A 13183-nucleotide genomic window follows, 5' to 3' on the forward strand; every position below is an offset into this window, starting at 1 on the left:
GGTTGAATTACCAACCTGTTACTTCGCGTAGACCTTTGCCGATATCAGCAAGAGACTTAACCGTCTTAACGCCCGCAGCTTCTAGTGCAGCGAACTTGTCTTCTGCTGTACCTTTACCACCAGAGATGATCGCACCAGCATGGCCCATACGCTTGCCTGGAGGAGCAGTAACACCAGCGATGTAAGAAACGACTGGCTTAGTGACGTTCTCTTTAATGAACGCTGCCGCTTCTTCTTCAGCCGTACCACCGATTTCACCGATCATTACGATAGCTTCTGTTTCAGGATCTTCTTGGAACAACTTCAGAATATCAATGAAGTTTGAACCTGGGATTGGGTCACCACCAATACCGACACAAGTCGACTGACCAAAACCTTCGTCAGTAGTTTGCTTAACTGCTTCGTAAGTTAGTGTACCTGAACGAGATACGATCCCCACTTTACCTTTCTTGTGGATATGACCAGGCATGATACCAATCTTACACTCGTCAGGAGTGATAAGACCCGGACAGTTAGGACCGATCATGCGAACGCCAGTTTCTTCTAGCTTCACTTTCACGTCGATCATATCTGTTGTAGGGATACCTTCAGTGATAGTTACGATTAGCTCGATGCCCGCATCAATCGCTTCAAGGATGGCATCTTTACAGAAAGGTGCTGGTACGTAGATAACTGTTGCTGTTGCGCCAGTCGTTTCTACTGCTTCACGTACTGTGTTGAATACAGGAAGACCTAGGTGTGTTTGACCGCCTTTACCAGGAGAGACACCACCAACCATTTGTGTGCCGTATGCGATAGCTTGCTCAGAGTGGAAAGTACCTTGACCACCAGTGAAACCCTGACAGATTACTTTCGTGTCTTTATTAATTAGTACAGACATTATTTGCCCTCCGCAGCAGCAACAACTTTCTGAGCTGCGTCAGTTAGAGACTCAGCTGCAATGATATCAACATCAGAATTAGCAAGAACTTCGCGACCTAAGTCTGCATTAGTACCTTCTAGACGAACAACAACAGGTACGTTTACACCTACCTCTTTAACCGCACCAATAATACCTTCAGCGATCATGTCACAACGTACGATACCACCGAAGATGTTAACGAGTACTGCTTTAACATTGTCATCAGAAAGGATGATCTTAAATGCTTCTGCTACACGCTCTTTTGTCGCGCCACCACCTACATCTAGGAAGTTCGCTGGCTTACCACCGTGTAGGTTTACGATATCCATCGTACCCATTGCTAGGCCAGCACCGTTAACCATACAGCCAACGTTACCGTCTAGGGCTACGTAGTTCAGTTCCCACTGAGCTGCGTGCGCTTCGCGCTCATCTTCTTGCGAAGGATCGTGCATTTCACGTAGCTTAGGCTGGCGGTACATTGCGTTAGAGTCAATGTTGATCTTACCGTCTAGACACAGCAAGTTGCCTTCGCTAGTAATGACAAGAGGGTTGATCTCTAGTAGAGCTAGGTCGTACTGAGAGAACATGTTGCCAAGACCCATGAAGATCTTAACAAACTGCTTAATTTGGTCGCCTTCAAGACCTAGCTTGAACGCTAGCTCACGGCCTTGGTAAGCTTGAGGGCCTACGAGTGGATCGATAGCTGCTTTATGAATCAACTCTGGCGTTTCTTCTGCAACTTTCTCGATTTCAACACCACCTTCAGTTGAAGCCATGAATACAACTTTACGAGTTGCACGGTCAACAACCGCACCTAGGTAAAGTTCGTTAGCAATGTTTGATGCTTCTTCAACTAGGATTTTTGTTACAGGCTGGCCATTCGCGTCTGTTTGGTAAGTCACTAGGTTTTTACCTAGCCACTTTTGTGCGAACTCTTTAACGCCGTCTTTCGTATCGTGTAGCTCGACGCCACCCGCTTTACCACGTCCACCTGCGTGAACCTGACATTTGACTACTTTCTTCTCAGTAGAGATACGACCCGCCGCTTCAAAAGCTTCTTGTGGTGTATCACACGCGTAACCTTCCGGTACAGGCAAACCGAATTCTGCAAACAGCTGTTTGGCTTGGTATTCATGCAAATTCATTTTGATATTCCGTTTATTTTATTATTTCCATAACGGCGCTGTTTTAGCACTCGTCTGTAGGGTCTTCTCAAATCAACCGCGATCTATTTTCTAGTAGCTTAACGATTCAAATGAAGGCCAGACAGTTGAGCTAGTCTAGCCTTTAAAACTATCGCACGCCTAGCCAGAATGACTGACTAGACGTTTTGGCGATATTAAACGTCTAATAGCAGACGTGCTGGATCTTCTAGCAACTCTTTAATCGTCACTAGGAAGCCCACTGATTCACGACCATCGATTAAACGGTGATCGTAAGACAGCGCAAGGTACATCATCGGCAGAATTTCTACTTTGCCATCAACTGCCATTGGGCGATCTTGAATCTTGTGCATACCAAGAATCGCTGATTGTGGCGGGTTGATGATTGGCGTAGACATCAGTGAACCAAATACACCACCGTTAGTGATAGTGAAGTTGCCACCCATCAAGTCTTCAACCGTCAGTTTTCCATCACGGCCTTTGATGGCTAGATCTTTGATACCTTTTTCGATATCAGCGAAGCCTAGTGTGTCACAATCTTTTAGAACTGGAGTGACTAGACCGCGTGGCGTAGATACCGCCATGCTGATGTCGAAGTAGTTGTGGTAAACGATATCATCGCCATCAATCGATGCGTTGACTTCAGGGTAACGTTTCAGTGCTTCTGTCACCGCTTTCACGTAGAAAGACATAAAGCCTAAACGAATACCGTGACGCTCTTCGAACTGGTCTTTGTATTGCTTACGAAGATCCATGATTGGTTTCATGTTTACTTCGTTGAACGTCGTTAGCATTGCTGTGCTGTTTTTCGCTTCTAGAAGACGGTTGGCTACCGTCTTACGTAAACGCGTCATTGGCACACGCTTCTGGCTACGAGCAGCCGCTGGCGCATCAACAGCAGGAGCATCTGCTTTTGGTGCCGCTTTAGCGTTCGCAAGATGTGCTTCAATATCTTCACGAGTGATACGACCGCCTACACCAGTGCCTTTGACTTGGCTAGCTTCGAGGCCGTGTTCAGCAAGAAGACGACGAACTGCTGGGCTTAGTGCATCGTTGCTCTCTTCAGTTAGAGACGCTTTATGACGCTTATCTGGAGACGCTTCTGACTCTTCAGTCGTGTCCGTAGTCGGTTCACCCGCTACCGCACCTGGCTTAATACGAGCAATCAACTGCTTAGAAAGTACTGTTGCGCCTTCTTCTTCAATAATGGCTTCCAGAATACCCGCTTCAGGTGCTGGTACTTCAAGTACGACTTTGTCTGTCTCGATATCAACCAGTACTTCATCACGCGCAACTAAGTCGCCTGGTTGTTTGTGCCATGTTGCCACTGTTGCATCAGCGACAGATTCAGGTAAATCTGGAACCAGAATTTCAATTGTCATATCTGTTTCTTCCTTTAACTTCTAGCTCTTAATCCGAAGTTTTTGTATTCACGTTAAGTGCGTCTTCAACCAACGCTTTCTGTTGTTTCAAGTGTACTGACATGTAACCTACTGCAGGTGATGCTGATGCTGGACGACCAGCGTATTTAAGATCTGCACCTGCTGGGATGGCAGCACGGAAGTTGTGTTGGCTACAGTACCAAGCGCCTTGGTTTTGAGGCTCTTCCTGACACCAGACAAAATCTTCTACATTGGTGTATTGCTCAATGACAGCCTTAACTTCATCCAATGGGAATGGGTATAGCTGTTCAATACGAACAATCGCCACGTCATCCTGTTCATTGTTACGACGCTGCTCGAGCAGATCGAAGTAAACTTTACCAGAACAGAAAACAACGCGTTTCACCTTCGCAGCTTCTAGGTCATCAATCTCACCAATCGCCGCTTGGAATGTGCCTTCTGCTAACTCTTCAATGGTTGAAGTACATAGCGGATGACGAAGCAGAGATTTTGGAGACATAACCACAAGTGGACGGCGCATCGGTCTTACAACCTGACGACGAATCATGTGGTAAACCTGAGCCGGAGTTGAAGGAACAACAACTTGCATATTTTGTTCAGCACATAACTGAAGGTAACGTTCTAAACGAGCAGACGAGTGCTCAGGACCCTGACCTTCATAACCGTGCGGTAATAGCATTGTTAGGCCACATAGACGTGCCCACTTCTGCTCACCAGATGAGATGAACTGGTCGATAACAACTTGTGCACCGTTAGCAAAATCACCGAACTGCGCTTCCCAAATCGTTAAGCCGCCAGGCTCAGCCGTCGCGTAACCGTACTCAAACGCAAGTACTGCTTCTTCAGATAGCACTGAGTCGAAGACCTCGAACGGACCTTGCTTATCATGAATGTTCGCTAGCGGAACAAACGTACTAGCATCATTTTGGTTATGCAGTACCGAGTGACGGTGGAAGAAAGTACCACGACCAGAATCCTGACCTGAGATACGAATACGCTTACCGTCATCAAGCAAAGTGGCGTAGGCAAGTGTTTCTGCCATACCCCAGTCAATTGCCTTCTCACCACTTAACATTGCTGTACGGTCATTGTATAGCTTGTTAACGCGGCTCTGTAGTTTGTGGCTTTCTGGATACTGACAAATACGCTGACCAAGCTCGACCAGACGACCTTTGTCAAACTCGTTTTTCCACTCAACGTCCCAGTCATGTCCAAGATATGGCGACCAGTCAACAGAGTGTAATGCCATCGGGCGCCACTCTTTAACAACCACTTCGCCGCGGTCTAGAGCGTCACGATATTCATTCACTAGCTGCGTCGCTGTATCGATCCCGAAGTCACCGCGCTCAATCAACACGTCTGCGTAAAGCTTACGTGGCGTTGGGTGCTTCTTGATCTTTTGATACATCAGTGGCTGAGTCGCATTTGGCTCATCAGCTTCGTTGTGACCGTGGCGACGGTAACAAACAAGATCGATCACCACATCGCGCTTAAATTCATTACGGTAATCAAGAGCGATACGAGTAACGAAGGCCACCGCTTCTGGGTCATCAGCGTTAACGTGGAAAATTGGCGCCTGAACCATCTTAGCGATGTCAGTACAGTACATAGTCGAACGGGTATCGTTCGGGTTTGACGTAGTGAAACCTACTTGGTTATTAACTACGATACGAACCGTACCGCCAACACGGAAACCGCGAGCTTGCGACATGTTGAAGGTTTCAGCTACAACACCCTGACCTGCGATCGCTGAGTCACCATGAATGGTAATAGGAAGCACAGTTGAACCATCAGTATCACCTAAACGATCCTGACGAGCACGAACCGAACCGATAACTACTGGGTTAACAATCTCAAGGTGAGACGGGTTGAATGCTAGCGCTAAGTGGACATCGCCACCTGGTGTTGCGAAGTCAGCAGAGAAACCTTGGTGATATTTAACATCACCCGTACCCCACGAATCGCCATGCTTACCCGCAAACTCATCAAATAGGTCTTGTGGTTTCTTACCAAGAACGTTAACCAGCATGTTAAGACGTCCGCGGTGAGCCATACCAATAACGACTTCGCGCATACCGCTCTTACCGGCATGACGAATTAACTCTTTAGTCATTGGGATTAGCGCATCACCACCTTCAAGCGAGAAACGTTTTGCACCTGGGAATTTTGCTCCTAAGTAACGCTCCAAGCCTTCCGCTGCTGTCAGCTCTTCAAGAAATTCTTGTTTTTCTTCCTTGCTGAACGTTGGTTGGCCAACGACTGATTCCAAACGCTGCTGGATCCAACGTTTTTGCTCAGTGTCAGTCATGTGCATGTATTCAGCACCAACCGAACCACAATAGATTTTGTTCAGCGAAGAGTGGATGTCTCTCAACTTCATTGTATCTTTGCCAATAGCAAAAGAACCTACGTTGAAAGTTTCTTCAAGATCATCTTGTGTAAGATTATGGAATGAAGGATCTAGCTCCGCCACTGGTGGACGTTGCCATAAACCTAAAGGGTCAAGCTGAGCCGCTTCGTGACCACGAAAGCGATAAGCATTGATTAATTGAAGTACTTTTACCTGTTTAGCGTCGACATCAGGATCACTAACTTGGACATTGTAATGCTTCGTTTCTTGAGCGAGTCGTCGGAAGTAGTCACGGACACGTGAGTGTGGTTGTTCGACCACCTCTTCTGATGGCTTAGGTAAACCATCAAAAACACGTTTCCACTCCTCACTTACCAGATCGGGATCACTTAGATACAGTTCGTAGAGGTCCTCTACATACGTTGCATTGGCGCCAGCCAAGTGTGAAGACTCGAGCCACGCCTTCATCACGCCGTTGTGCATATTTTCCCTTAACCAGTAGTTTTCACGTTTGCTTCGGTCTACGCCGAGCTATTAAGAGCCGACCTAGGATAGGTCGGCAATTTGTTGTTAATTACACCGAACGATTAACCAGCATCGTTTTGATATGACCGATAGCTTTCGTCGGATTTAGTCCTTTAGGACAAACACTTACACAATTCATGATGCCGTGGCAACGGAAAACGCTAAATGCGTCATCAAGATTTGATAGACGTTCATCTGTTGCTGTATCGCGGCTATCAATTAACCAACGGTAAGCGGCTAGTAGACCAGCTGGACCAATAAATTTGTCAGGGTTCCACCAGAATGACGGACATGAAGTTGTACAACATGCACACATGATACATTCGTACAGACCATCTAGATGAGCACGCTCGTCAGGTGTTTGCAGATTCTCACGTGATGGCGGCAGAGCACCGTCATCAATCAAGAAAGGCTTAACTTTCGCATAGTTATCGTAGAACTGCGTCATGTCAACAATAAGATCTCGAACCACTGGCAAACCTGGTAGTGGGCGAATCACAATCTTGTCTGCTTTAAGAGCAGATAGCGGTGTGATACACGCAAGACCATTCTTACCGTTCATGTTCAGACCGTCTGAACCACATACGCCTTCACGGCATGAACGGCGGAATGAGATGCTTGGATCTTGCTCTTTCAGCAGGATTAAAGCATCCAGTAGCATCATGTCAGAACCATCTTCCACTTCAAGTGTGTAGTCTTTCATGTATGGCTTTTGGTCGACGTCCGGATTGTAGCGGTACAAAGAGAAATTCAGTTTCATATTCTTATTCTCCTTTCCTTAGTACGTACGAGCTTTCGGTGGAAACGCTTCACGGTGAACCGGTTCCATGTTTACGTCACGCTTGCTCATGCCTTCCGTTTCTGGATTGTAGATAGAGTGACATAGCCACTGCTCATCATCACGATCTGGGAAGTCAAAACGAGCGTGCGCACCGCGGCTTTCTGTACGGTAGTTTGCCGCTACAGCAGTTGCGTAAGCTGTTTCCATTAAGTTTTCTAGCTCAAGACACTCAATACGTTGCGTGTTGAACTCAGTTGACTTGTCAGCAAGGTGTGCGTTCTTCAGACGCTCACGGATTACCTTCAGCTCTTCTAGACCTTTAGCCATAGCATCGCCTTCACGGAATACCGAGAAGTTGTTCTGCATACATCTTTGTAGATCTTTACGAATTTGCGCTGGGTCTTCACCCTCAGTGCTGTTTTCCCAACGGTTGTAACGCTCTAGAGAACGTTCGATATCCGCTTCTGTCGCTGGTTTCGCTTCCGCTTGCTTCGCTAGAGTTTCACCTAGGTGCAGACCTGTTGCACGACCAAATACGACTAAGTCTAGTAGTGAGTTGCCACCTAGACGGTTAGCACCGTGAACCGATACAGACGCAATCTCACCACAAGCAAATAGGCCTTGAACCTCAACGTCCGCGCCATTTGCATCTTGCTTGATTGCCTGACCAGATACCTGAGTTGGGATACCACCCATCATGTAGTGACAGGTTGGGATGACTGGAATTGGCTCTTTAACTGGGTCAACGTGTGCAAACGTACGAGACAGTTCACAAACACCAGGTAGACGTGACTCTAACGTCTCTTTACCTAGGTGATCCAGTTTCAGTTTAATGTGAGGACCCCATGGACCATCGCAGCCACGGCCTTCACGAATTTCGATCATCATTGAACGAGCAACAACGTCACGACCAGCAAGGTCTTTCGCGTTTGGTGCATAACGCTCCATAAAGCGCTCGCCATCTTTGTTTAAGAGGTAACCACCTTCACCACGACAACCTTCAGTTACAAGAACACCTGCACCAGCGATACCCGTTGGGTGGAACTGCCACATTTCCATATCTTGCATAGGTACGCCAGCACGTAGTGCCATACCAACACCATCACCCGTGTTGATGTGAGCGTTAGTTGTTGATGCGTAGATACGACCTGCACCACCCGTTGCTAGGATGGTCGCTTTAGCTTTGAAGTAACAAACTTCACCCGTTTCCATACATAGCGCTGTACAACCTAGAACAACACCATCTTCATTCTTAACAAGGTCAAGTGCATACCACTCAGAGAAAACCGTTGTTTTGTGTTTGATGTTTTGTTGGTAAAGCGTGTGTAGAAGCGCGTGACCTGTACGGTCCGCAGCCGCTGCGGTACGAGCAGCCTGCTCGCCACCAAAGTTTTTCGACTGACCGCCAAAAGGACGTTGGTAGATAGTACCGTTGTCAAAACGAGAGAAAGGTAAACCCATTTTCTCTAGTTCGATAACTGACTCAGGACCGTTCTTACACATGTACTCGATAGCGTTTTGGTCGCCGATGTAGTCTGAACCTTTAACGGTATCGTACATATGCTGTTCCCAGTGGTCTTCATGTGCGTTACCTAACGCAACCGTGATACCGCCCTGTGCTGATACCGTGTGAGAACGAGTAGGAAAAACTTTAGAAAGCAACGCACATGATAGGCCTTGCTCAGAAATTTGTAGCGCAGCACGCATGCCTGCACCACCAGCGCCGATTACAACGGCATCAAATTCGCGAACTGGAATAGACACTTACGCACCCCACAGAATAAATAGACCAGAGAAGAAGTAACCAAACAGTACAGCGATAATGCCTAACTGTAGGCCGCCACGAAGCTTAGCGCACTTGATGTAGTCAGTAAGAACTTGCCACAAGCCAATCCATGCGTGGATTAAAACACAAACTAACGCTAGCATCGTGAACACTTTAGTGAATGTGCCACCAAAGAACTGAGTCCAAGATACGTAAGAAATATCCGTGAAAGCACAGAAGCTAACCAGATAAATAGTATAAAGTGTCATGATGATCGCAGTCGCACGAATCAATAGGAAATCGTGGACACCATTACGACCAAAAGATGAAATATGTTTTACCATACCATTACCCCCGCCAGTAGAGACAGAACGGCTGTAGCTGCGAATGCAACCTTAGCGCTCATTGCACCAGATTCCAGCTCTTCAAAATGACCCATATCCATCAGTAGGTGACGAACACCACCAGCGATGTGATAGGCCAAAGCCGTTAAGATGCCCCATAAGATAAACTTCACAAAGAAACCGTCGACAATATCAACAGCCTCTGCATAACCGACTGGGGAGGATAGCGAAATGGATAATAACCACAGCAAAATTCCGACAGCCACAAACGTAATCACACCGGAGACACGGTGTAAGATAGATGCGATTGCAGTGATCGGAAAGCGAATGGTCTGTAAATCTAAATTAACAGGTCTTGACTTTCTTTCTTTCACGGGCTTGCTCACTCAGCTCCATTGAGCATTTATAGTTATGAACGAATTTTGATTGCAAACCTACAAAAGTTAACATTTATTTAACAGTTGACTGCAACAATTGTCGGAGTATTTTGTAAAATAATTGTTAACAACAAGGATTAAAACTTCACCTCACATTTGTTTCAAGCCTTGAATTTATAAGGTTTCCACCAAAATTTACTGCGCCACTATACGGCTGGCAACATTCTAATACAATTGATGTAACAATTTTTGCTACACAGACCAGATTTTTAACGTTACACCTTCAAAAAATCATAACAAGTGCACACATCAGAGGAGAAAAATTGACTTTGATAACGAACACACGTACAAAAATGTCACACAAACATCCTGGACGGATTAAATAATAAACAAAGGAGATTGTTATGGCAGATAAGAAAGCTACCCTTCACGTTGAAGGTCAAGCGCCTATCGAGCTACCAATTACTGAAGGTGTTTTAGGCACACCAGTAATTGACGTTCGTAAACTGGGAGCAAACGGATTTTTCACTTTTGACCCAGGTTTTCTTGCCACTGCATCCTGTGAATCTCAAATCACCTACATCGATGGCGGCAAAGGTATTCTTTTGCACCGCGGTTACCCGATTGATCAGCTAGCTAATAATGCTGATTATTTAGAAGTATGTTACATCCTTCTTTATGGTGAAGCCCCTACACGTGAGCAATACGAGCAGTTCAAAACAACAGTAACTCGTCACACTATGGTCCATGAGCAAATCGCAAGCTTCTTCCACGGCTTCCGTCGTGATGCTCACCCAATGGCTGTAATGTGTGGTGTTGTTGGCGCATTAGCTGCTTTCTACCACGATTCACTCGACATTAATAATGACGTACACCGTGAGATCACGGCATTCCGACTATTGTCAAAAATGCCAACACTTGCGGCAATGTGTTACAAGTACTCAGTTGGTCAGCCGTTCATTTACCCACGTAATGACCTAAGCTATGCAGAGAACTTCCTACACATGATGTTCGCTAACCCATGTGAAGAGTATGAAGTTAATCCTGTTGTTGCTCGCGCAATGGACAAGATCTTCACTCTACACGCAGACCATGAACAAAACGCATCGACGTCTACTGTACGTCTAGCTGGTTCTTCAGGCGCTAACCCGTTTGCATGTATTGCGGCTGGTATCGCATCACTTTGGGGCCCTGCTCACGGCGGTGCTAACGAAGCGTGCCTGAAGATGCTTGAAGAGATCGGTAGCGTAGACAACATCCCTGAGTATGTTGCACGCGCGAAAGATAAAGATGACCCGTTCCGCCTAATGGGCTTCGGTCACCGCGTTTACAAGAACTACGACCCACGTGCGACAGTAATGCGCGAAACGTGTCACGAAGTTCTTAAAGAGCTAAACATTCAGGATCCACTACTAGACGTAGCTATGGAACTTGAGCGTATTGCCCTTTCTGACGAATACTTCGTATCTAAGAAACTATACCCGAACGTAGATTTCTACTCAGGTATCATTCTTAAAGCGATTGGTATTCCAGTTTCTATGTTTACGGTAATCTTTGCTCTATCACGCACGATTGGCTGGATTGCACACTGGAACGAAATGCACAGCGACCCACTTAACCGTATCGGTCGTCCTCGTCAGCTTTACACAGGTGAAGTTCAACGTGAATTCTCGCCTATCCACGAGCGTGAATAAGAAAGATAGTTTCTAGTTTCTAGTTTCTAGTTTCTGAATAGATAAAGGGTTGATGTGAACGCATCAACCCTTTTTTAGAGTCGAGAAAATCTCGAAGGGCGCAGCCCGTTCTAAATTCTCGCAGGACGAAGTCCGGTCTCGAAGCGAAGCGTTTTAGTATCTAGAAGGGCACAGCCCATCCTTTTCCTAAACTGGATTATCAATGTCGATAAATGTCACATCTAATCCGTGCTCCTGTGCCAACCATTCACCCAGAGCTTTGATCCCGTAACGTTCAGTGGCATGGTGGCCGGCAGCAAAGTAGTGCACCCCCATTTCACGAGCCGTGTAGGTCGTACGTTCAGATATCTCACCCGAAATAAACGCATCAAGTCCGAGACGAACTGCCAATTCAATGTAGTCCTGACCACCACCGGTGCACCAGCCGATGGTCTCAATGAGTTTACTGTCATCTTCAGGTGCGATGTGCAGAGGTTGGCGATTAAGCACTTTATCAATTTTATGGGCGAACTCACCACCAGACATAGGCGGGTTTACGCGCCCAAACATTGCGACAGATTGTTCATGACCTTCCATTCCCCCTTCGACCTCAATGTCGAGCAGGCGTGCAAGTTCCGAGTTGTTACCTAATTCAGGGTGAATATCTAAAGGCAGATGGTAACCCAGTAAGTTGATATCATTTTTTATCAGGCTACGAATGCGTTTCCCTTTCATGCCACGAATCGGTTCAGGTTCGCCTTTCCAGAAATAACCGTGATGGACAATAATTGCATCCGCATTGAGTTCGATCGCTTTATCAATCAATGCCTGTGAAGCGGTTACGCCCGTCACGACTTTCTCAATGGTCTCTTTGCCTTCAATTTGGAGCCCGTTTGGCGCATAGTCCTTGATCAACTGCGGAGACAGCTTCTCATTCAGAATCTTTTCTAGTTTTAAGTTGTTCATTCTCTTGTCCGATCGATGACTGTTTACTTAGTTGCTTCAAAGTGTATTCCAACCATAGCAACGATACCAGCAGCTCGTTACAATAGTGCCAAACCCAAATTATCAGGTCTTTGGATGAGCCAACTCGAACGTTTCTATCACTGGATAGCGGCTGCGCCTTCACTATTTGAATTAAAAGCCCCTTTAGAGAGCCTTGAACACTTGATACCTCCCCCACTGGAAGCGAGTGAATATCGTGGTAATCCTAGACTCGGTTTTCTCTATCAATATTTGTGTACAGAGCTACTCAAGCATAGCGGTCACTATCAGTTAGAAGCCGAAGAGATTCAGGTCAACCAGCCGTCAGGTCAGACGCTTGGTGCCATTGATGTCATTTTAAACAACACTATTGAGCACCGATTGGAGCATTGGGAAGTCGCCATAAAGTTCTACCTATTGCACCAAGGTACATGGTATGGGCCGAATGCTCACGACCAACTCGATATCAAACTCAATAGAATGTTATCTCATCAACTCAAGATGAGCTCTCGTCCTGAGTTCTTAAAACAGTACCCACAATATGAAGATCTGTCAGAGCACTTACTCCTGCAAGGTCGACTTTATATCAATCCTTTTTCCCCTGAAGAGGTTCCTCAACAGTGTTTAGGCTATCGATTGAATCACAGTCAGATTAGTGGCTATTGGTGTTATCAAAGTCAGTGGGAGCAGATTGGAGAGCCACTCTACCCACTTGAAAAACCACAGTGGGCCACAGGGACGGAACTATTTGACACCCCGATAGATAAACCGAACGGGCGCTTTGTGCATGCACAGAGTAAAGAAGGACAGTTTTGGTTTGTTGTGCCGGATAGTTGGCCAGGGGCGAGTAGCGAGTAGCGAGTAGCGAGTAGCGAGTAGCGAGTAGCGAGTAGCGAGTAGCGAGTAGCGAGTAGCGA

The 13183-nt window shown here is 46.4% G+C and carries 11 protein-coding genes; 2 read left to right on the forward strand and 9 right to left on the reverse strand.

Translation table 11 applies throughout. The annotated features are described in order from the left end of the window. Window positions 1-7 precede the first annotated feature (7 nt). From sucD to sdhC, 8 genes are all read right to left on the reverse strand, one after another. The gene (gene sucD / locus QTN94_RS11590) at window positions 8-880 is read right to left on the reverse strand and encodes a succinate--CoA ligase subunit alpha (RefSeq protein ID WP_138971793.1); all 873 of its coding nucleotides are present in this window, start codon (window positions 878-880) and stop codon (window positions 8-10) included. Continuing rightward, window positions 880-2046, reverse strand: a complete 1167-nt coding sequence (gene sucC / locus QTN94_RS11595) for an ADP-forming succinate--CoA ligase subunit beta (protein WP_138971792.1) — start codon at window positions 2044-2046, stop codon at window positions 880-882. The genes sucD and sucC overlap by 1 nt, the downstream gene beginning before the upstream one ends. Before the next feature lie 194 nt (window positions 2047-2240). Continuing rightward, window positions 2241-3446 carry a 2-oxoglutarate dehydrogenase complex dihydrolipoyllysine-residue succinyltransferase gene (gene odhB / locus QTN94_RS11600; RefSeq protein ID WP_138971791.1) on the reverse strand — a complete coding sequence of 402 codons (1206 nt, stop codon included), beginning with the start codon at window positions 3444-3446 and terminating at the stop codon, window positions 2241-2243. 28 nt (window positions 3447-3474) lie between these two features. Beyond that, window positions 3475-6300, reverse strand: coding sequence for a 2-oxoglutarate dehydrogenase E1 component (sucA, locus tag QTN94_RS11605; RefSeq protein ID WP_331417968.1), 2826 nt, complete (start codon window positions 6298-6300; stop codon window positions 3475-3477). A 91-nt stretch (window positions 6301-6391) separates the two neighbouring features. Then, the gene (locus QTN94_RS11610; protein ID WP_138971789.1) at window positions 6392-7102 is read right to left on the reverse strand and encodes a succinate dehydrogenase iron-sulfur subunit; all 711 of its coding nucleotides are present in this window, start codon (window positions 7100-7102) and stop codon (window positions 6392-6394) included. Window positions 7103-7120: 18 nt separating this feature from the next. Continuing rightward, window positions 7121-8887 carry a succinate dehydrogenase flavoprotein subunit gene (sdhA, locus tag QTN94_RS11615; protein WP_269378202.1) on the reverse strand — a complete coding sequence of 589 codons (1767 nt, stop codon included), beginning with the start codon at window positions 8885-8887 and terminating at the stop codon, window positions 7121-7123. After that, the gene (gene sdhD, locus QTN94_RS11620; RefSeq protein ID WP_138971787.1) at window positions 8888-9232 is read right to left on the reverse strand and encodes a succinate dehydrogenase, hydrophobic membrane anchor protein; all 345 of its coding nucleotides are present in this window, start codon (window positions 9230-9232) and stop codon (window positions 8888-8890) included. Continuing rightward, window positions 9226-9618, reverse strand: coding sequence for a succinate dehydrogenase cytochrome b556 subunit (gene sdhC, locus QTN94_RS11625; RefSeq protein WP_006881303.1), 393 nt, complete (start codon window positions 9616-9618; stop codon window positions 9226-9228). The genes sdhD and sdhC overlap by 7 nt, the downstream gene beginning before the upstream one ends. Before the next feature lie 395 nt (window positions 9619-10013). Between sdhC and QTN94_RS11630 the strand changes: the two genes are divergently transcribed. After that, entirely contained in the window at window positions 10014-11303 is a 1290-nt protein-coding gene (locus QTN94_RS11630; protein WP_269378199.1) for a citrate synthase, read from the forward strand. A gap of 186 nt (window positions 11304-11489) precedes the next feature. On the opposite strand, the gene QTN94_RS11635 is transcribed toward QTN94_RS11630, so the two are convergent. Next, window positions 11490-12248, reverse strand: a complete 759-nt coding sequence (locus QTN94_RS11635) for a Nif3-like dinuclear metal center hexameric protein (RefSeq protein ID WP_331427724.1) — start codon at window positions 12246-12248, stop codon at window positions 11490-11492. A 114-nt stretch (window positions 12249-12362) separates the two neighbouring features. Here QTN94_RS11635 and QTN94_RS11640 point away from each other — a divergent pair, with 114 nt between their 5' ends. Then, window positions 12363-13124: a DUF1853 family protein gene (locus tag QTN94_RS11640; RefSeq protein ID WP_331427740.1), complete on the forward strand. Its 762-nt coding sequence runs from the start codon at window positions 12363-12365 to the stop codon at window positions 13122-13124. Window positions 13125-13183: the final 59 nt, after the last annotated feature.

Source organism: Vibrio sp. M250220, from assembly GCF_036533795.1.
GTDB lineage: Bacteria > Pseudomonadota > Gammaproteobacteria > Enterobacterales > Vibrionaceae > Vibrio.